This is a genomic window from Streptomyces kurssanovii (genome assembly GCF_040677245.1).
Classification (GTDB): domain Bacteria; phylum Actinomycetota; class Actinomycetes; order Streptomycetales; family Streptomycetaceae; genus Streptomyces; species Streptomyces kurssanovii.
Map to the genome: position 1 here is coordinate 1 of NZ_JBFAQK010000015.1, position 21,160 is coordinate 21,160.

Genomic DNA, 21,160 nt, shown 5'->3' on the forward strand with positions numbered 1-21,160 from the left:
GTTGTCCTTTTGTTGTCTACGCGTCGTGGGCGCCTGTCTGTGCGGGGGGGCGCTCGGCTTTTGGGGGCCCCCCCCCCCGCCCCGTCACGTCGGCCGGCCCGGCAGGGCCGTTACGCGTCCTTCGACAGGTTCGGACCGGTGCCACCGGCCGCCTGCTCGATCGGCGGGACGTCGGGCAGAGCCGACTTCTCCTCGCCGCGGAAGGTGAACTTCTTCTCCTCACCCTCGCCCTCGGTGTCCACGACCACGATGTGACCGGGGCGCAGCTCGCCGAAGAGGATCTTCTCCGACAGGATGTCCTCGATCTCGCGCTGGATCGTCCGGCGCAGCGGCCGGGCACCCAGGACGGGGTCGTAGCCCTTCTTGGCGAGGAGCGACTTGGCCGTGGCGCTGAGCTCGAGGCCCATGTCGCGGTCCTTCAGACGCTCGTCCACCTTGGCGATCATGAGGTCGACGATCTGGATGATGTCTTCCTCGGTGAGCTGGTGGAAGACGACCGTGTCGTCGACACGGTTGAGGAACTCCGGCCGGAAGTGCTGCTTCAGCTCTTCGTTGACCTTGACCTTCATCCGGTCGTAGTTCGACTTGACGTCGCCCTGGGCGGCGAAGCCCAGGTTGAAGCCCTTGGAGATGTCCCGGGTCCCGAGGTTGGTCGTCATGATGATGACCGTGTTCTTGAAGTCCACGACGCGGCCCTGGGAGTCGGTCAGACGACCGTCCTCCAGGATCTGCAGAAGGGAATTGAAGATATCGGGGTGGGCCTTCTCGACCTCGTCGAAGAGGACGACGGAGAACGGCTTCCGGCGCACCTTCTCGGTGAGCTGGCCGCCCTCTTCGTAGCCCACGTATCCGGGGGGCGAACCGAAGAGACGGGAAACCGTGTGCTTCTCGCTGAACTCCGACATGTCGAGGGAGATCAGCGCGTCCTCGTCGCCGAAGAGGAATTCGGCGAGCGTCTTGGAGAGCTCGGTCTTACCCACGCCGGACGGACCGGCGAAGATGAACGAGCCACCGGGGCGCTTCGGGTCCTTCAGACCGGCTCGCGTACGGCGGATGGCCTGCGAGAGGGCCTTGATGGCGTCCTTCTGCCCGATGACGCGCTTGTGGAGCTCGTCCTCCATGCGCAGCAGACGCGAGGACTCCTCCTCGGTCAGCTTGAAGACCGGGATGCCGGTGGCGGTCGCGAGGACCTCGGCGATCAGCTCGCCGTCGACCTCGGCGACGACGTCCATGTCGCCGGCCTTCCACTCCTTCTCCCGCTTGGCCTTCGCCGCCAGCAGCTGCTTCTCCTTGTCGCGGAGCGAAGCTGCCTTCTCGAAGTCCTGGGAGTCGATCGCGGACTCCTTGTCGCGGCGGACACCGGCGATCTTCTCGTCGAACTCGCGCAGGTCCGGCGGCGCGGTCATCCGGCGGATACGCATCCGGGAGCCGGCCTCGTCGATCAGGTCGATCGCCTTGTCCGGCAGGAAGCGGTCCGAGATGTACCGGTCGGCCAGGGTGGCGGCCTGGACCAGCGCCTCGTCCGTGATGGAGACCCTGTGGTGGGCCTCGTAACGGTCGCGCAGACCCTTGAGGATCTCGATGGTGTGCGGCAGCGACGGCTCCGCGACCTGGATGGGCTGGAAGCGGCGCTCGAGCGCTGCGTCCTTCTCCAGGTGCTTGCGGTACTCGTCGAGCGTGGTGGCGCCGATGGTCTGCAGCTCGCCTCGCGCCAGCATCGGCTTGAGGATGCTCGCGGCGTCGATCGCGCCCTCGGCGGCGCCCGCACCCACCAGGGTGTGGAGCTCGTCGATGAACAGGATGATGTCGCCGCGGGTGCGGATCTCCTTGAGGACCTTCTTCAGGCGCTCCTCGAAGTCACCGCGGTAGCGGGAGCCGGCCACCAGCGCGCCGAGGTCCAGGGTGTAGAGGTGCTTGTCCTTGAGGGTCTCGGGCACCTCGCCCTTGACGATGGCCTGCGCCAGGCCCTCGACGACCGCCGTCTTACCGACGCCGGGCTCGCCGATGAGGACCGGGTTGTTCTTGGTACGGCGGGACAGCACCTGCATGACCCGCTCGATCTCCTTCTCGCGCCCGATGACCGGGTCGAGCTTGGACTCACGAGCGGCCTGGGTGAGGTTCCGGCCGAACTGGTCGAGGACGAGGGAGGTCGAAGGCGTGCCCTCGGCCGGGCCGCCTGCCGTGGCGGCCTCCTTGCCCTGGTATCCGGAGAGCAGCTGGATGACCTGCTGCCGCACCCGGTTGAGATCGGCGCCCAGCTTCACGAGGACCTGGGCGGCGACGCCCTCGCCCTCGCGGATCAGGCCGAGCAGGATGTGCTCGGTGCCGATGTAGTTGTGGCCCAGCTGAAGAGCCTCGCGGAGCGACAGCTCCAGGACCTTCTTGGCACGGGGCGTGAAGGGGATGTGACCGGACGGGGCCTGCTGGCCCTGGCCGATGATCTCCTCCACCTGCTGGCGGACCGCCTCGAGCGAAATCCCGAGGCTCTCCAGGGCCTTAGCGGCGACACCCTCACCCTCGTGGATAAGGCCCAGGAGGATGTGCTCGGTGCCGATGTAGTTGTGGTTGAGCATCCGGGCTTCTTCCTGAGCCAGGACGACAACCCGCCGCGCGCGGTCGGTGAACCTCTCGAACATCGTTAATCGCTCCTCAGAGCGGTCAGGCAGTAAGGGGTCGGTCCCCTCCCTGTCCTTCCGCAGCTTAGTCCCGCAAGCGGGGACCGCTCATTCCAACTGCCGACACCCGTCTGTGGCCTCCTGACCCCTGAACGCCGACAACTGCTCCAACCCGATGGTGCGAGACGATGTTCCCGCAGGCCAGGCAGTTACCCCCACCGCCACTACGCCGATGGCGAACGTGAGACTGCCGTGCGAGCGTGTCGCCCCTCCCCACTAGGACTGTCTTACCCTCAGCCACCGACAGTCCATGCCGCGTGCACCCCGTCCCTCCGCTACGGGCGAACAACCTTGCGCCGTTCCGCGCGCGTGCGCGCCCCCGATTCCGTGACGGTCTGCACTGGATACGGCACTGTGCGTAACCCTCACGGCGGGTGCGGAGTTTGCGGGACATGCCCTTCACCGTGCCGTCCCCCCGCACGCCCTTCGAGGGCGGCGCCGCGCAGTGGTACCGCAGCGAGCTCGGCTGGGCGGCGACGGACGGCAGTCCCGTGCGGCTCGCGACGGGAGTGCGGTTCGACGTGCTCGACCTGTCGGCGGACGCCGGAGCGGCGGTGCTCCGCCGGGTCGCCTGCACCGGGCCGGTCGCCCTCATGGGGCGGCGCATGCGGCTGCTGGTCGCTCCGGGAAGCGCGGAGGAGCTGCCGGGACTGCTCGACTGGCTGGAATGGGGCGGTGTCGATCTCGACATCACGGCCCTCGGCGCGGGCGGAGCGATGACCGCCCCGCCGCCGCCCGGGCGTCCTGGCACCCGCCCGGCCGCCATGTGGCTGCGGCCCCCCGCGCCGGGGCGCGAGGCACAGCTGCCCGCTCTCGCCGGCCTCGGGGGCAGTGGGGATGCCCCCGATCTCGTACGGCTGGTGGACACGGCGGCCACAGAGTGCCACCGGGCCCGGCTGACGCGTACGGCGCGTGCGGACACGCGACGGGCGACAAGTCAGCCGTTGGCCTTCTCGTAAGCCTCACGAACCGTCGCGGGGACACGGCCGCGGTCGTTGACCTCGAAGCCGTTCGCCTTCGCCCAGGCGCGGATCTCGGCGGTGTCCTTGTTGCCGCCCGTCGTCGCGCGACCCTTGCCACGGCCGGTCGCCGCACGGCCACCGGTACGCCGGCCGCTCTTGGTGTACGGCTCGAGCAGACCCCGGAGCTTGTCCGCATTGGCGGTGGTGAGGTCGATCTCGTAGGTCTTGCCGTCCAGTGCGAACGTCACCGTCTCGTCCGCCTCGCCGCCGTCGAGGTCGTCGACAAGAAGGACCTGAACCTTCTGTGCCACCGGGATTTCCTTTCATCGAAAATGCAGTACGCGGAAAGGAAACCGCTTTTCCCTGGAAAACACAAACCCTTGACAGAGGTTCAGAACCGCGAGAACGCGGGAAACGTGCGCGATTCGGACATAGGGATCCGACGCTCTAGTGGCGATCACAGGTGCAGAAGCATCCGACTGTTGCCCAAGGTGTTCGGCTTCACTCGTTCGAGACCGAGGAACTCGGCGACACCCTCGTCATAGGAACGCAGGAGCTCGGCGTAGACATCGGTGTCGACGGGCGTCTGAGTCTCCCCGATCTCGACGAAGCCGTGCTTACCGAAGAAGTCCACTTCGAAGGTGAGGCAGAAAACTCTGCGCACTCCCAGCCTGCGCGCGGTGGCCACCAGCTTCTCGAGAACCCGGTGTCCGATGCCGTGACCCTTGAAGGCCGGGTCCACGGCGAGAGTGCGCACTTCCGCGAGGTCCTCCCACATGACGTGGAGGGCGCCGCAGCCGACAACCAGGCCGTCCTCGTCGCGTTCGGCGACCCAGAACTCCTGGATGGCCTCGTAAAGGGTCACCGTCGCTTTGTCGAGCAGGATGCCTTCACCGACGTACGGGTCCACGAGCCGGCGCACGTCCGGCACATCGCCGGTCCTCGCGCGCCGGACGGTGAAGGCATTTGCTGCGGCATAAGGCATGGGCCGACGCTATCGCTCCGCGGCTCCCGGGTCCTCGGCGGCCTCGTTGCCCTGAACGAGACGCACTGCGGCTTGCAGCGACTCGCGCTGCTCGGGGGACATCATGCCGAAGAAGGCGACAAGAGCCGCCGCGGGGTTGTCGCTCTTGGACCAGGCTTCGTTCATCAGTGCGGCCGCGTACGCGGCACGGGTGGAGACCGCTCTATATCGATAGGCCCGGCCCTCGACTTCCCGGCGGACCCAGCCCTTCTGATGGAGATTGTCCATTACCGTCATGACAGTGGTGTAGGCGATGGACCGTTCCTTCTGGAGGTCTTCCAGGACTTCCCTGACCGTCACCGGCCGGTTCCATTGCCAGATCCGTGTCATGACGGCGTCTTCGAGCTCTCCCAATTGGCGGGGCACACCACCACCATAGTGGGAGATCCAGGATCAACCGTCCTTCGACGTGACAAAAAGGACGCACGGCGGGAATTCCGCCGTGCGTCCTCGGTCGTCGGGGACGGCCCTCAGTTGTCGCGTCCGGTCTGCGGACCGGACTCCGTCCGGGCCAGCGCCGCGTCCACGGCGGCGTCCTCCTTGGCCTTGTTCGGACCGCCCTGGCTCTTGACGATCGTCACGACCAGGCCGATGAAGAACACGGCCATCACCACGGGAGGCACAAGCGCGGAAACGTAGTCCATGCCGTCCAGGGTAACTAGCCGACGGCCCACTGCTCCGGCGGGGGCACGGGCTTTCGGCGCGGCGGGAACACCTCGGAGGGCTTGGGAACGGGGCGCTCGTCCGGCGACGGCTGCTTCGGCTGAGGCTGCGGTTGCGGTTTGGGCTTCGGCGCGTCGGCGGCGCGGCCGCCGGGGAGGGCGAGGAGCCGGGCACGCCGGGGCGCCTGGGCGGGCGCCGGGACGTGGACGACGCGGCCGGCGAGCCGGTCGCGCACCGACTGCTCCGCCAGACCCTGACAGCGCCGCAGCACGGCCGCGGCGGCCGGATTGCCGCGCAGGGCGCGCAGAGCCGCCAGATCGTCCGGGCGTGGGTCGTAACCGGCGGCTAGGGCGTCCTGGAGGCGCTCCAGGTAGCTGGTGGCCGTGCCGGGCAGGGCGTCGCGGTAGCGGGCGAGGTCGGCGACGAGGAACGCACGCAGCCGGCCTGCCTCGCGGACCGCCTCGTCGACGGAGTCGGCCAGGCGCAGACATTCCCGGACATCGTCGTCGGCCAAGGGGACGGGGTGAAGGGCGACGGCGAGGGCGCGTCGGAGCACACGCAGCTCGTCCGCACCGAACGCCATGCCGCCACGGGATCCGTATGGCGTGGGCATGCCCCGGACCATACGTGCTAAATGGACAAAATCCTCTTAACGCCCGAATGTGGGCGCGGCGTGGGGTCCGGGTACGGATGACGTGGCGGCGCCCGGCCCGGTCCGCGCCGAGCTGAACCACGTCCGGCACCCCCCGGCGTCAGGGCCTCCGGGCCCGGAAAGGCCTCCAGCGCCCAGCGGCAGAGGGCCGGCAGGCAGGGCATCCGGCCCGCCGGCAGAAGTTGCAACGGCGGACGGCAGCGCTTCCCGCCCCCGCCGGGAGGCGCCGCAGACCCGGCGCCTCCGGGTGTCACATGCGGGAGACGTTGCGCTCGTAGACCAGGCGGAGCCCGATCAGCGTCAGCCACGGCTCGTGCTCGTCGATCGCCGTCGCCTCGCCGAGGACCATCGGGGCGAGACCGCCCGTCGCGATCACCGTCACGTCGTCCGGGTCCTCCGCCAGCTCGCGCTTCATCCGCTGGACGACGCCGTCCACCTGGCCCGCGAAGCCGTAGACGATGCCGGACTGCATGGCCTCCACGGTGTTCTTGCCGATCACGCTCCGCGGGCGGGCCAGCTCGATCTTGCGCAGCTGCGCGCCCTTGACGCCGAGCGCCTCGACGGAGATCTCGATACCGGGAGCGATCACACCGCCGGTGTACTCGCCCCGCGCGCTGACCGCGTCGAACGTCGTCGCCGTGCCGAAGTCGACGACGATCGCGGGGCCGCCGTAGAGGTCCACCGCGGCGACCGCGTTGATGATGCGGTCCGCGCCGACCTCCTTCGGGTTGTCCATCAGGATCGGCACACCGGTCTTGATACCGGGCTCCACGAGCACCGCCGGGACGTCGCCGTAGTAGCGGCGGGTCACCTCGCGGAGCTCGTGCAGCACCGAGGGGACGGTGGAGCAGATCGCGATGCCCTCGATGCCGTCGCCGAGTTCGTCGCCGAGCAGCGGGTGCATGCCCATCAGGCCCTGGAGCAGGACGGCGAGCTCGTCGGCGGTGCGCCGTGAGTCCGTGGAGATGCGCCAGTGCTCGACGATCTCCTCGCCGTCGAACAGGCCCAGGACGGTGTGGGTGTTGCCGACGTCGATGGTGAGCAGCATCAGCTCTCGACCTCGCGGAGGTCGAGGCCGATGTCGAGGATCGGCGAGGAATGCGTGAGGGCGCCCACCGCGAGGTAGTCGACGCCGGTCTCGGCGTACGCACGGGCGTTGTCGAGCGCGAGGCGGCCCGAGGACTCCAGGACCGCGCGGCCCGCGACCAGCGTGACCGCCTCCGCCGTCTCGGCCGGGGTGAAGTTGTCGAGCAGGATCAGGTCGGCGCCCGCGTCCAGGACCTCGCGCACCTGGTCGAGGGTGTCCACCTCGACCTCGATCGGCAGGTCCGGGAAGCGGTCCCGCACGGCCTTGAAGGCCGCCGCGACGCCGCCGGCCGCCACCACGTGGTTGTCCTTGACCAGCGCGGCGTCGGACAGCGACATGCGGTGGTTGACGCCGCCGCCGCAGCGCACCGCGTACTTCTCCAGGGCGCGCAGGCCGGCCGTGGTCTTGCGGGTGTCTCGGACCTTCGCCTTGGTGCCCTCGAGGACATCGGCCCAGGCGCGGGTGGCCGTGGCGATGCCGGAGAGGCGGCACAGGATGTTGAGTGCGCTGCGCTCGCCGGTCAGCAGGTCGCGGGTGCCCGCGGTGACGGAGAGGAGCTTCTGGCCCGCCTCGACGCGGTCGCCGTCCTCGACGTGCCGCTCCACCTCGAACTCGGTGGTGCAGACGATCGACAGGATCGCCTCCGCGACCCGCAGACCGGCGACCGTGCCCGCCTCACGGGCGGTGAAGTCGCCGGTGGCGACGGCGTCCTGGGGGACGGTCGCGACGCTCGTCACGTCGACGCCGCCGTCCAGGTCCTCCTCGATGGCCAGGTGCGCGATGTCCTCGACCTGGACGGGGTCGAGCCCTGCCTCGGCGAGGAGCGTGGCGAGCGCGGGGTCCAGACCGCACTCGTACACCTCGTCGGCGCAGCCGCAGTCGTCCCCGCAGCCGCCGCCGGCCGGGGCGCCGATCTGGATCAGCGGTACGTCCACGGGGCTCGGGCGTTCATCGGGCGTGCTCACGGTTACGGCTCCCTGGGTGCGTCGGGGACGGACAAGGTATCGGTGGACGGGAACCCGGTCCCGTCGGTGTGCCGGACGACGAGCCGGCGGTCCGGCTCGAGCCGTACGACGAGATGGCGCCGCCAGTCGGCGTCGTCGCGCTCGGGACGGTCCTCGCGCCAGTGGCAGCCGCGGGTCTCCTCGCGCTCCAGGGCCGCCGCGGTCAGCACGCGGGCCACGCACAGGAGGTTCGAGGTCTCCCACGACTCGACGCCGGGCTCCGCGGTCTTTCCGGAGCCTTCGCGCTCCTGCACGGCGGTCACGTACACCGACTCGAGGGCGGCGGCCGCGGCGGTGAGCGACGCCGCCGAGCGCAGCACACCCGCGCCGTGGGACATGATCCGCTGGATCTCCGCGCGCTCCTCCGGGGCGATGAGCGGCAGCAGGGACGGCTCCCGGGGTGCGGCGGGCGCGACGGCCGGCCAGGGCCGCCTGGCGGCGATGTCGGCGGCGATGCGCTCCGCGAAGACGAGCCCCTCGAGCAGCGAGTTGGACGCGAGCCGGTTGGCGCCGTGGACGCCGGTGCAGGCGACCTCGCCGCAGGCGTACAGACCGGGGACGGTGGTACGGCCCTGCAGATCGGTGCGCACGCCGCCCGACGCGTAGTGGGCGGCGGGAGCGACCGGGATCGGCTCGGTGACCGGGTCGAAGCCGTGGGACCGGCAGGCGGCGAGGATCGTGGGGAAGCGCTGCTCCCACATCTCGGCGCCGAAGTGGCGGGCGTCCAGGAGCATATGGTCGGCGCCCTGCTCCTGCATGCGGCGCATGATGCCCTTGGCGACGATGTCGCGGGGGGCGAGCTCGGCCAGTTCGTGCTGTCCGACCATGAAGCGGACGCCGGCCGCGTCGACCAGGTGGGCGCCCTCGCCCCGTACCGCCTCGGAGACCAGCGGCTGCTGGCCCTCGCTGTCCGGGCCGAGGAAGAGCACCGTCGGGTGGAACTGGACGAACTCGATGTCCGAGACCTCCGCGCCGGCGCGCAGCGCGAGCGCCACGCCGTCGCCGGTGGACACAGCGGGGTTGGTGGTCGCGGAGAAGACCTGTCCCATGCCGCCGGTGGCGAGCACGACCGTCGGCGCGTGGACCGCGCCCACGCCGTCGTGCTGGCCCTCGCCCATGACGTGCAGCGTGATGCCCGCCGTCCGCCCGTCGGCGTCGGTGAGCAGGTCGAGGACCAGGGCGTTCTCGATGGTCCGCAGCCCCTGGTCGCGAACCGCGTCGACCAGGGCGCGGGAGATCTCCGCGCCGGTCGCGTCGCCGCCGGCGTGCGCGATGCGACGCCGGTGGTGACCGCCCTCACGGGTCAGCTCGATCTCGCCGGACGCCGGGTCGGTGTCGAAGTGCGCGCCGGTGGCGATCAGCCGGCGCACGGCGTCGGGCCCTTCGGTGACGAGGGCCCGTACCGCCGCCTCGTCACACAGGCCGGCACCCGCCACCAAGGTGTCCTCCAGGTGCTGTTCCGGGGTGTCACCGTCGCCCAGCGCCGCGGCGATGCCGCCCTGCGCCCAGCGGGTGGAGCCGTCGTCGAGACGGGCCTTGGTGACGACGACCGTGTCCAGACCGGACGCTGCGCAGCGCAGGGCCGCCGTGAGTCCGGCGACACCCGAGCCGACCACGACGACGTCCGCGTCGATGGCCCAGCCCGGGGCGGGGGCGGTCAGCCGTATTCCGGTCACGTGGCGGCTCCGTCGGTCAGTGCGGTCCCGGGGTGGGCGGTCCCGAAGTCCAGGGGGATGTTGTCGATGAGGCGGGTCGAGCCGACCTTGGCCGCGACGGCGAGGACCGCCTCGCCCCTGTGGTCGTCGGCAACCTCCTCGAAGGTCGCCGGGTCGACGAGTGCCACATAGTCCAGCGCCAGCGGCGGTTTCGCCTTCGCCGCCTCGTCCAGGACGGTCCGGGCAGCGGCCCGTACGGCGTCGGCGCCGACGGGCGGCCATGCCTGCGCGACCGCGTGCGCGTCCGCCGCCGCGCGGGCCTCGCCGAGCTTGGAGAGCGCGGCGGCCCGGGCGGGCGCGGCCGGCACCGCTTCGGCCCTGGCGTGCAGGGCCTGCTGGGCGGCGAGCCGGTCGGCCGCCGCGAACAGGGCGCGGGAGAGGGCGAGGGCGGTCCGTCGCTCGCCCGCCGACAGGTAGCGGTTACGGCTGGACAGCGCGAGGCCGTCGTCCTCGCGGACGGTGGGCACGCCGACGATCTCGACCGGGAAGTTCAGGTCGCGCACCATCCGGCGGATCAGGGCCAGCTGCTGGGCGTCCTTCTGCCCGAACAGCGCCACGTCCGGGCCGGTGAGATGGAGCAGCTTGGCGACGACGGTGAGCATGCCGTCGAAGTGGCCCGGGCGGGTGCGGCCTTCGAGACGCTCCCCCATGGGGCCGGCCGTGATGCGGACCTGCGGCTGCCCGCCCGGGTAGACCTCGTCGACGGACGGGGCGAACACCACGTCGGCGCCCGCCTCTTCGGCCGTCCGGAGATCGGCGTCGAGGGTGCGCGGGTAACGGTCGAGATCCTCGCCCGCTCCGAACTGGAGGGGGTTGACGAAGACGGTGACGATGACGAAGCCCTTGGGTCCGACACGCTCACGCGCGGTACGGATCAGGGAGGCATGTCCCTGATGGAGGGCGCCCATGGTCATCACGACGGCGGTGCGGCCGGGGACGGCGTGGTGCTCCACCACGTACCGCAGGTCCTCCCTGGTCGGTACGAGCTCGAAGGCGCGGCTCATCGCAGGTCCCCCTCGGCCAGCACGCCCAGCAGGTCTTCCGCGAGCTCCGGCTTGAGCATGCCGTGCGCGAGGGCGCGGTCGGCGGTCGTACGGGCCATCGCCAGATAGCCGGCGACGGCGGCGGGAGCGTGTTTGCGCAGCTCGGCGACGTGCGCGGCGACGGTGCCCGCGTCGCCTCTGGCGACCGGCCCCGTAAGGGCCGCGTCACCGGAACGCAGGGCGTTGTCCAGGGCGGCGCCGAGGAGGGGGCCGAGCATCCTGTCGGGCGCGCCGACGCCCGCGGCGCGCAGCAGCTCCATCGACTGGGCGACCAGCGTGACCAGGTGGTTCGCGCCGAGCGCGAGGGCCGCGTGGTAGAGCGGGCGGTTCTGCTCCTCGATCCACTCGGGCTCGCCGCCCATCTCGATGACCAGCGCCTCCGCGGCCAGCCGCAGCTCCTCCGGCGCGGTCACGCCGAACGAGCAGCCGGCCAGCCGCTGCACGTCGACCGCCGTGCCGGTGAAGGTCATCGCGGGGTGCAGGGCCAACGGCAGCGCCCCGGCCCGCAGAGCGGGCTCGAGCACCTTGGTGCCGTACCGGCCGGACGTGTGCACGAGCAGCTGCCCGGGCCGTACGGCGCCGGTCTCGACGAGGCCCTCCACCAGGCCGGGGAGCGCGTCGTCGGGCACGGTCAGCAGCACGAGCTCCGCGCGGGCCAGCACGTCCGCGGGCGTCACCAGCGGGACATCGGGAAGCATGGCGGCGGCCCGGCGGACGGAGGCGTCGGAGACTCCCGACGCGGCGACCGGCCGGTGACCGGCGAGTTGCAGGGACGCGGCGAGCGCGGGCCCTACCCGGCCCGCTCCGACCACGCCGACGGTGAGCCGGGCGGGGCGGTCCCGCGGGTCGAGCGGTTCCTGTGGTGCTGTGGGATTCACGCGGCGGTGCCTTCCGTTCCAGTCCGCACGGGTACCGGACGTTTTCTCGTCCACGATGCTACGCCAGCGTTTCCGGCACCCCCGCAGTTGTCCACAGGCTGTGGGCGATGATCGGACCGTGACGGACACGAACGGAACGAACGAGTACGGCAAGCAGGCGGAGCCCGACGACCGGGACCACCGGACGGAGCCGGACGCCCTGGACGGACAGACCGGGCAGGACGGGCAGGACGCCCCGGACGAGCAGGAGGCGCGGCGCCGCCGCCTCGCCGCGTGGCGCGCGTCGGACCGCGTGCTGTCGCGTGTCTCAGCCGACCGGCGGATCGGCGAGCGCCTCGCGGCGCTGGCGGAGGCCGCGGGCGACGTGCACGACCTGGACGACTGGACCGACGTGTACGGCAACGGGGTCGTCACGGAGCTGGAGCGGCGTACGGCCTCGCTGCTCGGTTTCCCGGCCGCCGCGTTCTTCCCGACCGGCACGATGGCGCAGCAGGTGGCGCTGCGCTGCTGGGCGGCGCGCACCGGGAACGCGACGGTCGCGCTGCATCCCCAGGCGCATCCGGAGGTGCATGAACGCTCCGCCTTCTCCGTGGTGAGCGGCCTGCGCACGGTCCACCCGACGGCGGAGCCGCGGCTGCCGACGGCCGACGAGGTGCGCGAGTGCGACGAGCCCTTCGGCGCGCTGATGCTCGAACTGCCGCTGCGGGACGCCGGCTTCGTCCTGCCCACCTGGGACGAGCTGGTGGCTGTCGTGGAGGCGGCGCGTGAACGTGATGCGGTGGTGCACTTCGACGGCGCGCGTCTGTGGGAGTGCGCCCCGCACTTCGGCCGCCCGCTCGACGAGATCGCGTCCCTGGCGGACAGCGTGTACGTGTCGTTCTACAAGTCCCTGGACGGCATGTCGGGGGCGGTGCTCGCCGGCCCGGCGCCGCTGATCGACGAGGCACGGGCCTGGCGGCACCGGTACGGGGGCCAGCTGTTCCAGCAGTACCCGGCCGCGCTGTCGGCGCTGCTGGGCCTCGAGCGGGAGCTGCCGCGGCTGCCGTCGTACGTGGCCCACGCGAAGGTCGTCGCCGCGGCGCTCACGGACGCGCTGCGCGAACCGGCCGTCCCCTGGGCACGGATCCACCCGCCCGTTCCGCACACCCACCAGTTCCAGGTCTGGCTGCCGTACGACAAGGACGTGCTGAACGAGGCGGCACTGACCCAGGCGGAGGAGACGGGCGTGACGCTCTTCCGCCGCTGGTTCTCGGAAGGCTGCCCGCCGGGTGTCTCGGTCACCGAGGTGACGGTCGCGTCCGAGGGCCTCGAGTGGACACCGCGGGACGTGTCGGAGGCGGTCTCGGAGTTCGTACGCCGCGTCCGGGCGACCGCCCCCGCCTCGGCCTGACCCCCCGGCGGCCGCGCCTGTGCCGGCCGTCGCGGCAGGGCGCCGGCGTGCACGGCCCGGGGACAGCAGGACGCGCGGCGCGCAAGGGCGGGCGGTCAGCAGGCCGCCCTTGCGGGCATCGGGCCCGCAACAGCAGACGCCGACATCCATCGGCCGATCATCAGTGTGAACCCCGGCGGACCGCCCGGGGCGCGGGATTCCCGGCGGACCGGCCCGGTCGATGGGGCACCTGGCGCGCGATGACCCTGGGCGGCGGGACGCCCCGGCGCGCAACGGCAGGCGGTCAACGGGATGCCCGGGGTCGGCGCGGCCCGCCGGGTGGTCAGCAGGGCGCCCGGTGGGCATCGGCCGCCGGGCCGGCGGGCCGGCGGGCCGTGAGGACCGCGCGGAGACGGCGGTGGCCGCGTGCCTCGCGGAGCGCCCGCAGGTCGTGGTCGCCGGGGCGCGGCGGCGGTGGGGTGTCGGTCCGCGCGGCCCGGTACAGGTCGAGCAGGTGCTGCTGGATCGCGTTCATGGCTTCACGCTGCTCCCGCCGCCCGGCGCGCGTCGCGTCGATTGACGAGGCACGTCAAACGTGGCCGCGCCGGTCCCGGGACCCCGCACCATGGAGTCGTGAGCGTGACCATCGACATCACGGGGCTGGCCCCCGAGCGCATCGTCTTCGACATCTCCCCACTCGCCGAGCTGGGCGTGGCCCTGCACGCGCTCTCCGAGCCCGGGCACCATCCCGGGCTGCACGGCTGGGCCACGGCGACGGCGGCCGGGCTGAAGCCGGACCTCGCCGACCGGCTGCACGAGGCGGACTTCCTGTGGCGTTCGACGTTCTCGGACATCTTCCTGCCCTTCGCCGGGCTGCCGGCGGCGCCCGGACGGATCGGCACGAGCCTCAAGGAGGAGCTGGACCTGCTCGACCGGCTCGACGACGAGCGGTTCGTGTCGTCGGCGCTCGAGTTCACCTGTGCCAGCACGTACTCGACCGGCGCCCCGTCCCCGCTCGTCGACGCCTCACGACGGGCGCACGCGCTCGATCTGGCGGCCAATCGCGGGCCCCGCCAACTGGACTTCACCCGGCGGCTGCTGGCCGACCCGGCGTCCGTACGCGCCTGGCTGCGGCGGCTCTTCGAGGACTGCGACGACGCCTTCTTCGCGGACACATGGAGCCGCGTCTCGACCCAACTCGCCGCCGACGCCCGCCACAAGACCGAGCTGATGCGCCGCAAGGGCCTCGCGGAGGCGCTGCGGGCCGTCTCCCCCGCGCTGTCGCTCGACGAGGGCGGCACCGTGATCAGCGCCGACAAGCTCGCGGACGGGCGGACCACCGCCACCGACCCGGCGTTCGGCGCCGGGCTCACCCTGCTGCCGTCCAGCTTCGGGTGGCCGCATCTGATGGTGGTGCACGCGCCCGGCTGGCAGCCGGTGATCCAGTACCCGATCGGGGCGCCCGAACTGCCGGGCGCCGCCTCCGTGGAGCTGCTGAAGCTCCGCATGGACGCGCTCGCCCATCCGATGCGGATGCGGCTGTCCCGCAACCTCGGCCGGGCCGCGTACACGACCAGCGAGCTCGCGGACTCCCTCGGCATCAGCGCACCCGAGGTCTCGCGCCACCTGGCCGTGCTGAAGAAGGCCGAGCTGATCTCCACCCGCAGGCGCGGCCGTTACGTGCTGCACCAGCTGGACGTGACGGCCGTCGCACGGCTCGGGAGCGACTTCCTCGAGACGGTGCTGCGCTGACGGCGGGGCCGCGGCGTGGAGCCGTCGGCGGCAGGCCGGTCAGCCCGCCCCGCCACCGGCCCGGACCAGCCCGGTCTCGTAGGCGAGCACGACCACCTGCACGCGGTCACGGAGGCCGAGCTTGGTCAGGATGCGGCCGACGTGTGTCTTGACCGTGGCCTCGGAGAGCACCAGGCGGCCCGCGATCTCCCCGTTGGACAGGCCCTGGGCGACGAGCATCATCACTTCCCGCTCCCGCTCCGTCAGCCTGGCCAGCTCCTTCTGCCGAGGCTCCGGGCCGGCGCTGGGCAGCATCGGGGAGAAGCGGTCCAGCAGCCGCCGCGTCGTCGACGGCGCCACGACCGCGTCACCGCTGTGCACGGAACGGATCGCGCCGAGCAGTTCGCCGGGCGGCACGTCCTTGAGCATGAAGCCGCTGGCGCCGGCCTTCAGCCCCGAGAAGGCGTACTCGTCGAGGTCGAAGGTGGTCAGGATCAGCACCTTGGGGGCGTCCGGCTCCGCGCAGATGCGCCGCGTCGCCTCGACGCCGTCGAGCCGCGGCATGCGTACGTCCATCAGCACGACGTCGACGGCGGTCGACCGGAGGTTCTCGATCGCCTCCGCGCCGTCGCCGGCCTCCGCGACGACCTCCATGTCCGGCTGGGCGGCGAGCACCATGCGGAAGCCGGTGCGCAGCAGCACCTGGTCGTCGACGAGCATCACGCGGATGGACATGTGGGTTCCGTCCCTCGGTTCTGTGGGCACTAGTGGGCGGGCTTGAGCGGCAGCAGCGCACTGATACGGAAGCCTCCGCCGGGCCGGGGTCCGGCGTCCAGGGTGCCGCCGACCATACCGACGCGCTCCCGCATACCGATGAGGCCGTGGCCGCGGCCGTCCGCGCCGCCGTCCTCGTACAGCTCGTGCGAGGCGCCGCGGCCGTCGTCCTCGACGAGCAGCCCGAGCCCGTCGTCGAAGTAGACGAGCCGCACGCTGGCGCCGGCGTCCGGGCCGCCGTGCTTACGGGTGTTGGTGAGGGCTTCCTGCACGATCCGGTAGGCGGTGAGCTCGACACCGCTCGGCAGCGGACGCGGCGTTCCCTCGACCTTGAAGTCCACGGTCAGGCCCGCCCGGCGGACGTGCTCGACCAGTTCCTCGATCTGCTGCACATCGGGCTGGGGGACGTACTCGCCGCTCTCCGGCCCGTCGCCGGTGCGCAGCACGCCGAGCAGCCGGCGCATCTCCGCGAGCGCCTGGCGGCCGGTGCTCGAGATGGTTTCGAGGGCCTGCTTGGCCTGGTCGGGGGCGGCGTCCAGGACATAGGCGGCGCCGTCGGCCTGCACGACCATCACGGACACGTTGTGGGCGACGACGTCGTGGAGCTCGCGGGCGATCCTGGCCCGCTCTGCCGCCACCGCGACCTTGGCCTGCGCCTCGCGTTCCTTCTCCAGGCGGGTGGCGCGCTCCTCGAGCTGGTCGAAGTAGGCGCGCCGGGTGCGTATGGAGTCGCCGAGGACCCACGCCAGGACGAACGGCAGGCTCATGACGACGGTGATGAAGATCCGCTCGGAGACCGCGGACGCCTCCTCCGGCCAGCGGATCTGCGCCAGCGACGCCGCCGACAGACCGCCGATCAGGGCCAGCCGCGAGGCCCACCGGGGCGAGCCGACCGCCGCGACGGTGTAGATGATGACCATCATCGCGAAGTCCGCCGGATTGACGCCGACGTCGAACACGAGCTGCGCGACGCCCGCCAGCGCGGCGAGGACCAGCATGTGTTCGGGCATCCGCCGGCGCATCGCCACGACCAGGCTCAGTGCCGTGACGATGATCGCGGCCGCGCCGGTGCGGCCGGCGCCGTCCGGCACCTCGACCACCCACAGCATGGCGAATCCGAAGAGCGCGACGGCCCAGAAGGTGTCGACGCCCGTCGGGTGTCTGCGGATGAAGTCATAGAGGCGCTGCACGTAACCCAGAGTAGGGAAGGCAGATAGGTGCAGGGGTCAACCGGAGGGGCGATCCGGGGAGCGGAGGCGTACTCCGCAAGGTGGAGACTGGTGCCCGTGACGTATGAGACCGGCGATTGGCGCGGCTGGCGGGACGCGGCGGAGACCGCGCTCTACGGACCGCGGGGGTTCTACCGGCGGCCGGAGGGTCCGGCGGGCCATTTCCGTACCTCCGTCCACGCGTCCGGGCTGTTCGCCGCCGCGGTGGCCCGGCTGCTGGCCTCCACAGCCGGGTCGCTGGGCCTGGCGGAGCCGGCGCTGATCGACGTGGGGGCGGGCCGCGGCGAACTGCTGACCGGTGTGCTCGCCGCGCTGCCGCCCGGCCTGCCGGTCCGGGCGTACGCCGTCGAGCGGGCGGACCCGCCCGCGGACCTCGACCCGCGCATCGAGTGGACGTCGGAGATCCCCCAGGGTCTGAGCGGGCTGCTGTTCGCGAACGAGTGGCTCGACAACGTCCCCGTGGACGTCGCGGAGGTGGACGCGGACGGGGTGGTCCGCCGTGTGCTGGTACGCGACGACGGCGAGGAGCGGCTCGGCGGCGAGGTCACCGGGGCGGACGCCGACTGGCTCGCCCGCTGGTGGCCGCTCGGCGGGCCGGGAACACGGGCGGAGATCGGGCGGCCCCGGGACGAGGCGTGGGCATCGGCGGCGGGCTCGCTGGCGTCGGGGCTCGCGGTCGCCGTGGACTACGCGCACACGGCGGGGGCCCGGCCGCCGTTCGGCACGCTGACCGGCTTCCGCGACGGCCGCGAGGTGCGCCCCGTGCCGGACGGAAGCTGCGACATCACGGCCCATGTGGCGCTGGACGCGTGCGCCGCGCCGGCGGGCGCCGAGCTGGTCGGCCAGCGGGAGGCGCTGCGGGGACTGGGCGTGAGCGGGGAGCGTCCGCCGCTCGCCCTGGCGTCGTCGGACCCCGCGGCCTATGTGCGCGCCCTGTCACGGGCCGGGGAGGCGGCGGAGCTGACCGCGAAGGGCGGCCTCGGCGACTTCACCTGGCTCATGCAGCGGGTGGGCCGGCCTCTGAGAGACTGGGCGGCATGACGGAGACGACGGTCGGCATCGGCGGTGCGGCGGAGAACACCGACATGGTGCTCAACATCGGGCCCCAGCACCCTTCCACGCACGGCGTGCTGCGTCTTCGTCTGGTGCTCGACGGCGAGCGCATCCGGGAGGCCGAGCCGATCGTCGGCTATATGCACCGCGGCGCGGAGAAACTCTTCGAGGCCCGCGACTACCGGCAGATCGTGGTGCTCGCCAACCGGCACGACTGGCTGTCCGCGTTCTCCAACGAGCTCGGCGTCGTCATGGCCGTGGAGCGGATGCTCGGTATGGAGGTCCCGGAGCGCGCGGTGTGGTCCCGTACGCTCCTCGCCGAGCTGAACCGGGTCCTCAACCACCTGATGTTCCTCGGCTCCTATCCCCTGGAGCTGGGCGGCATCACGCCGGTCTTCCACGCGTTCCGCGAGCGTGAAGAGCTGCAGACCGTGATGGAGGAGATCTCCGGCGGCAGGATGCACTACATGTTCAACCGGGTCGGCGGCCTCAAGGAGGACCTGCCCGCCGGCTGGCTCGGCCGTGCCCGGCACGCGGTCGCGGACGTCCGCTCCCGCATGGACGTGTACGACCGCCTCGTCCTCGGCAACGAGATCTTCCGCGGCCGGACGCGTGACGTGGGAGTGCTCTCCGCGGACGCCGTCCACGCCTTCGGCGTCAGCGGTCCCATCGCCCGCGCCTCCGGTGTGGACTTCGACCTGCGCCGGGACGAGCCCTACCTCGCCTACCCCGAACTGCAGGACACGCTCCGGGTGGTGACCCGGCAGGAGGGCGACTGCCTGGCCCGCTTCGAGGTGCTCCTCGAGCAGACGCACAACGCGCTGGACCTGGCGGACGCCTGCCTCGACCGGATCGCCGACCTGCCGCCGGGTCCGATCAACCAGCGGCTGCCGAAGGTCCTCAAGGCGCCTGAGGGCCACACGTACGCCTGGACCGAGAACCCGCTCGGCATCAACGGCTACTACCTGGTCTCCAAGGGCGAGAAGACGCCCTACCGGCTCAAGCTCCGCTCGGCGTCCTACAACAACATCCAGGCGCTCACGGTGCTGCTGCCCGGGACGCTGGTCGCCGACATGGTCGCCATCCTCGGGTCGCTCTTCTTCGTCGTCGGCGACATCGACAAGTAGCGCCCGCCGCTGTCAGGAGACGGCGTTGCGCAGCCCGGCGACGTCCATCTGCTCCGTCTCGTCGTGGGCGGTCAGGTCGATGACCTTGCCGACCGCGCGGGGGCCGCTGACGCGCTGGGCCGCGAGGGCCTCCTCGCCCACCACGTCCGCCAGGTCCTCGTGCTGGACCGCTTCGATCGCCTTCTGCGTGCCGGGCGCCTCGATGGCCCGCAGGGCGGCGGCGCCCTCGACGGCCTTGACGCCGTCGCCGGCCTCGGCACCGGACCCGTCCTCGGCTCCGACGGGAGTTCCGTCGCCCGTACCGCCGTTCGCCGCACCGCCCGTGCCGAAGAAGTCGAAGCCGCCCTCAGGGCGCTTCACGCGGGAACGCTGACCGTACGGGACGATCGCGGCGGCGGCAGGAACGGTCCGGCGGGCGGGAAGGGCGGACGACGGGCGTACGTGCTGCTCGGCCCCGGCGCCCGCCGCGTGCTTCCCCTGCGGCTCGTCCGCCTCACGGGAACGCTCCGCGAGGTCCCGTCGGCGCGCTTCCTCGACCGTGTGTCTGGCCTCCTGCGCCGCGGCGTTGCGCGACAGGTCCTCCAGCGCCTTGGCCGCACGCAGATACGTCGAGGGCGTCGGCGTGGAACCGGCGGGCGGCAGTGCCTTCGCCGGCGCGGCCGCCTCGATCGCGAGCTGCCTGCGGCCCTCGAGGGCGCTGGCCCGCTCCGTCTCCGCGTTCGCGTACCGTCGCAGCAGCGCCGCGTGCTCGCCCCGCAGCGCGGCGAGCTCGACCCGCTTGGCGCGCAGCCTCGCGTCGAGCTTCAGGCGCAGCTCGCGGGACTCCTCGACGTCCGTCTCGAGCTCCGCTATGCGTTCCTCGAACTTCCACTGGTCGCCGGCCCGGCCACGCGTCAGCTCGGCGACCCTGCGCCCGGCCTCGCGGTCCCAACTGCGCATGAGGACGGCACCGGTGACAGCGGCGGCCGCCGCGGCGGCGACCAGCACACGGAGCGCCACGGCATCGCCGACGAACCACGCGCCGGCGGCGCACAGAACCGACGCTCCGGCGACCGCCGAGGGGGGCAGCAGCTTGTGCAGGGGCGGGGAATGGCGGTGGCGTCCTCGTGGCATGGCCCGAAATTTACCGTGCGTAGGCACTGAATGGGGCGTCGGCCCGGCAAATCTCTCGGAGAGAATGCCGGGCCCGGCGACCGCTACTTCCGCAGCAGTCCCTCCGCCTCCAGATAGGCCCTCGCGACGTCCGCGGGCTTCGCGCGTTCCCCGTCCACCTTGCGGTTCAACTCGGCGAGATCCTCGGTGGTCAGGGCCTTGGTCAGCCCGGCCAGGACATCGGCGATCTCCGCGCTGCCGGCATCCTTCGCATTGACGACCGGGAGAATGTTGTCCGCGTTCTGGAGCTTCTTGTCGTCCTCCAGGAGCACCAGGCCGTAGCTCTCGAGCGTGCCGTCGGTGGTGTAGGTGAGGACCATGTCGTCCTCACCGTCCTTGACGGCCTGCTTTGCCTGCGGGGTCCCCACGCCCTTCGGGTCGATGCCCGCGACGTCGATGCCGTAGGTCTTCTTCAGACCCGGCGCGCAGAAGGGCCGCACCTCACACTCGTCGCCGGCCGCGATCTTCACCGGTCGCTTCGTCCTGCCGAGATCGCTGAGCGTCTTCAGTTTGTTCTTCTCGGCGAATTCCTTCGTCACGGCGAAGGCGTTCTGGTCGACGGCTTCTCCGACGGGCAGCACCTTCAGTCCGAGCGGCTCCGCGAGCTTGGTGAGCTCCTGAACGGTCGCGGTGACATCACCCGACGCGACGGGCTTCTCCTCCGGCGCCTTGGGCCCGTTGACCTTCGCGTTGAGGAATTCGGCGAGGGTCGCCGCGTATTCCGGTACGACGTCGATCTCGCCCTTCTCCAGGGACGGTTCGTACAACTCGCGGTTCTTCACGGTGGTGACCGACGTCTTGTAGCCGGCGTCGCCGAGCAGCTGTGCGTACAGCTCGGCGAGGACCTTCGACTCGGTGAACGCCGCGGCCCCGACGACCAGGGTGCCCTTCTTTCCCGAGCCGGTCCCCGGTGACGTGCCGGCGTTCTCCTGCTCGAGGGATTCACCGCCGCACGCGGCGAGGGAACCCGTCAGGGCCACCACACCGAGTACCGCACCGGCGATGCGTGAGGTCTTGCTCAT

General features: G+C 71.7%; 21 protein-coding genes. 5 read left to right on the top strand and 16 right to left on the bottom strand.

Going from position 1 to position 21,160, the window contains the following annotated elements; all coding sequences use genetic code 11:
- Positions 1-110: 110 nt before the first annotated feature.
- Positions 111-2,636 carry an ATP-dependent Clp protease ATP-binding subunit gene (locus AB0K36_RS13625; RefSeq protein WP_005314109.1) on the bottom strand — a complete coding sequence of 842 codons (2,526 nt, stop codon included), beginning with the start codon at positions 2,634-2,636 and terminating at the stop codon, positions 111-113.
- A gap of 431 nt (positions 2,637-3,067) precedes the next feature.
- Between AB0K36_RS13625 and AB0K36_RS13630 the strand changes: the two genes are divergently transcribed.
- Positions 3,068-3,634 carry an SCO3374 family protein gene (locus AB0K36_RS13630; protein WP_364592748.1) on the top strand — a complete coding sequence of 189 codons (567 nt, stop codon included), beginning with the start codon at positions 3,068-3,070 and terminating at the stop codon, positions 3,632-3,634.
- Here AB0K36_RS13630 and AB0K36_RS13635 read toward each other — a convergent pair.
- The 10 genes from AB0K36_RS13635 to AB0K36_RS13680 all read right to left on the bottom strand — a co-directional run bounded on the left by AB0K36_RS13635 (position 3,613) and on the right by AB0K36_RS13680 (position 11,703).
- Positions 3,613-3,948 carry a histone-like nucleoid-structuring protein Lsr2 gene (locus tag AB0K36_RS13635; protein ID WP_189470348.1) on the bottom strand — a complete coding sequence of 112 codons (336 nt, stop codon included), beginning with the start codon at positions 3,946-3,948 and terminating at the stop codon, positions 3,613-3,615. The genes AB0K36_RS13630 and AB0K36_RS13635 overlap by 22 nt on opposite strands.
- A 146-nt stretch (positions 3,949-4,094) precedes the next feature.
- Positions 4,095-4,622 (bottom strand): amino-acid N-acetyltransferase, encoded by a 528-nt coding sequence (locus tag AB0K36_RS13640; protein ID WP_189470351.1) that lies wholly within the window; start codon positions 4,620-4,622, stop codon positions 4,095-4,097.
- Between the two features lie 9 nt (positions 4,623-4,631).
- Positions 4,632-5,027, bottom strand: a complete 396-nt coding sequence (locus AB0K36_RS13645; protein WP_005314115.1) for a BlaI/MecI/CopY family transcriptional regulator — start codon at positions 5,025-5,027, stop codon at positions 4,632-4,634.
- Between the two features lie 104 nt (positions 5,028-5,131).
- The gene (locus AB0K36_RS13650; protein WP_189470355.1) at positions 5,132-5,305 is read right to left on the bottom strand and encodes a hypothetical protein; all 174 of its coding nucleotides are present in this window, start codon (positions 5,303-5,305) and stop codon (positions 5,132-5,134) included.
- Positions 5,306-5,319: 14 nt separating this feature from the next.
- Positions 5,320-5,907, bottom strand: a complete 588-nt coding sequence (locus AB0K36_RS13655; RefSeq protein ID WP_364593024.1) for a hypothetical protein — start codon at positions 5,905-5,907, stop codon at positions 5,320-5,322.
- Positions 5,908-6,226: 319 nt separating this feature from the next.
- Entirely contained in the window at positions 6,227-7,024 is a 798-nt protein-coding gene (locus tag AB0K36_RS13660; protein WP_005314126.1) for a type III pantothenate kinase, read from the bottom strand.
- Positions 7,024-8,028, bottom strand: a complete 1,005-nt coding sequence (gene nadC / locus AB0K36_RS13665; protein ID WP_189470359.1) for a carboxylating nicotinate-nucleotide diphosphorylase — start codon at positions 8,026-8,028, stop codon at positions 7,024-7,026. Before nadC ends, AB0K36_RS13660 begins: the two co-directional genes overlap by 1 nt.
- A 2-nt stretch (positions 8,029-8,030) precedes the next feature.
- Positions 8,031-9,743, bottom strand: a complete 1,713-nt coding sequence (locus AB0K36_RS13670) for an L-aspartate oxidase (RefSeq protein WP_364592755.1) — start codon at positions 9,741-9,743, stop codon at positions 8,031-8,033.
- A complete protein-coding gene (panC, locus tag AB0K36_RS13675; protein ID WP_364592758.1) occupies positions 9,740-10,786 on the bottom strand; it encodes a pantoate--beta-alanine ligase in 1,047 nt (348 codons plus the stop codon). The genes AB0K36_RS13670 and panC overlap by 4 nt, the downstream gene beginning before the upstream one ends.
- Positions 10,783-11,703, bottom strand: coding sequence for a Rossmann-like and DUF2520 domain-containing protein (locus tag AB0K36_RS13680; protein ID WP_159689047.1), 921 nt, complete (start codon positions 11,701-11,703; stop codon positions 10,783-10,785). The genes panC and AB0K36_RS13680 overlap by 4 nt, the downstream gene beginning before the upstream one ends.
- 199 nt (positions 11,704-11,902) lie before the next feature.
- On the opposite strand from AB0K36_RS13680, the gene AB0K36_RS13685 reads away from it, so the two are divergent.
- Positions 11,903-13,093 carry a threonine aldolase family protein gene (locus tag AB0K36_RS13685; RefSeq protein WP_364593027.1) on the top strand — a complete coding sequence of 397 codons (1,191 nt, stop codon included), beginning with the start codon at positions 11,903-11,905 and terminating at the stop codon, positions 13,091-13,093.
- 322 nt (positions 13,094-13,415) lie between these two features.
- On the opposite strand, the gene AB0K36_RS13690 is transcribed toward AB0K36_RS13685, so the two are convergent.
- Positions 13,416-13,607, bottom strand: coding sequence for a hypothetical protein (locus tag AB0K36_RS13690; protein WP_364592761.1), 192 nt, complete (start codon positions 13,605-13,607; stop codon positions 13,416-13,418).
- A gap of 104 nt (positions 13,608-13,711) precedes the next feature.
- Between AB0K36_RS13690 and AB0K36_RS13695 the strand changes: the two genes are divergently transcribed.
- Positions 13,712-14,824 (top strand): DUF5937 family protein, encoded by a 1,113-nt coding sequence (locus tag AB0K36_RS13695; RefSeq protein WP_364593030.1) that lies wholly within the window; start codon positions 13,712-13,714, stop codon positions 14,822-14,824.
- A 39-nt stretch (positions 14,825-14,863) separates the two neighbouring features.
- Here AB0K36_RS13695 and AB0K36_RS13700 read toward each other — a convergent pair whose 3' ends face one another.
- Positions 14,864-15,538, bottom strand: a complete 675-nt coding sequence (locus AB0K36_RS13700) for a response regulator (protein WP_159689055.1) — start codon at positions 15,536-15,538, stop codon at positions 14,864-14,866.
- A 29-nt stretch (positions 15,539-15,567) separates the two neighbouring features.
- A complete protein-coding gene (locus AB0K36_RS13705; protein ID WP_189470370.1) occupies positions 15,568-16,767 on the bottom strand; it encodes a sensor histidine kinase in 1,200 nt (399 codons plus the stop codon).
- Between the two features lie 87 nt (positions 16,768-16,854).
- On the opposite strand from AB0K36_RS13705, the gene AB0K36_RS13710 reads away from it, so the two are divergent.
- Positions 16,855-17,847, top strand: coding sequence for an SAM-dependent methyltransferase (locus AB0K36_RS13710; protein ID WP_364593033.1), 993 nt, complete (start codon positions 16,855-16,857; stop codon positions 17,845-17,847).
- A complete protein-coding gene (locus AB0K36_RS13715; RefSeq protein WP_159689061.1) occupies positions 17,844-18,986 on the top strand; it encodes an NADH-quinone oxidoreductase subunit D in 1,143 nt (380 codons plus the stop codon). The genes AB0K36_RS13710 and AB0K36_RS13715 overlap by 4 nt, the downstream gene beginning before the upstream one ends.
- Positions 18,987-18,998: 12 nt before the next feature.
- Here the strand turns inward: AB0K36_RS13715 and AB0K36_RS13720 are convergent, their stop codons facing one another.
- The gene (locus tag AB0K36_RS13720; RefSeq protein WP_364592766.1) at positions 18,999-20,099 is read right to left on the bottom strand and encodes a hypothetical protein; all 1,101 of its coding nucleotides are present in this window, start codon (positions 20,097-20,099) and stop codon (positions 18,999-19,001) included.
- Between the two features lie 83 nt (positions 20,100-20,182).
- Positions 20,183-21,160 carry an ABC transporter substrate-binding protein gene (locus tag AB0K36_RS13725; RefSeq protein ID WP_364592769.1) on the bottom strand — a complete coding sequence of 326 codons (978 nt, stop codon included), beginning with the start codon at positions 21,158-21,160 and terminating at the stop codon, positions 20,183-20,185.

What these genes read in the sequence shown, in the direction of transcription:
- AB0K36_RS13625 (WP_005314109.1), bottom strand. Translation starts at nt 2,636, where the DNA reads ATGTTCGAGAGGTTCACCGACCGCGCGCGGCGGGTTGTCGTCCTGGCT.
- AB0K36_RS13650 (WP_189470355.1), bottom strand. Translation starts at nt 5,305, where the DNA reads ATGGACTACGTTTCCGCGCTTGTGCCTCCCGTGGTGATGGCCGTGTTC.
- AB0K36_RS13690 (WP_364592761.1), bottom strand. Translation starts at nt 13,607, where the DNA reads ATGAACGCGATCCAGCAGCACCTGCTCGACCTGTACCGGGCCGCGCGG.
- AB0K36_RS13655 (WP_364593024.1), bottom strand. Translation starts at nt 5,907, where the DNA reads ATGGCGTTCGGTGCGGACGAGCTGCGTGTGCTCCGACGCGCCCTCGCC.
- AB0K36_RS13720 (WP_364592766.1), bottom strand. Translation starts at nt 20,099, where the DNA reads ATGCCACGAGGACGCCACCGCCATTCCCCGCCCCTGCACAAGCTGCTG.
- AB0K36_RS13660 (WP_005314126.1), bottom strand. Translation starts at nt 7,024, where the DNA reads ATGCTGCTCACCATCGACGTCGGCAACACCCACACCGTCCTGGGCCTG.
- AB0K36_RS13725 (WP_364592769.1), bottom strand. Translation starts at nt 21,160, where the DNA reads ATGAGCAAGACCTCACGCATCGCCGGTGCGGTACTCGGTGTGGTGGCC.
- panC (WP_364592758.1), bottom strand. Translation starts at nt 10,786, where the DNA reads ATGAGCCGCGCCTTCGAGCTCGTACCGACCAGGGAGGACCTGCGGTAC.
- AB0K36_RS13700 (WP_159689055.1), bottom strand. Translation starts at nt 15,538, where the DNA reads ATGTCCATCCGCGTGATGCTCGTCGACGACCAGGTGCTGCTGCGCACC.
- AB0K36_RS13715 (WP_159689061.1), top strand. Translation starts at nt 17,844, where the DNA reads ATGACGGAGACGACGGTCGGCATCGGCGGTGCGGCGGAGAACACCGAC.
- AB0K36_RS13630 (WP_364592748.1), top strand. Translation starts at nt 3,068, where the DNA reads ATGCCCTTCACCGTGCCGTCCCCCCGCACGCCCTTCGAGGGCGGCGCC.
- AB0K36_RS13640 (WP_189470351.1), bottom strand. Translation starts at nt 4,622, where the DNA reads ATGCCTTATGCCGCAGCAAATGCCTTCACCGTCCGGCGCGCGAGGACC.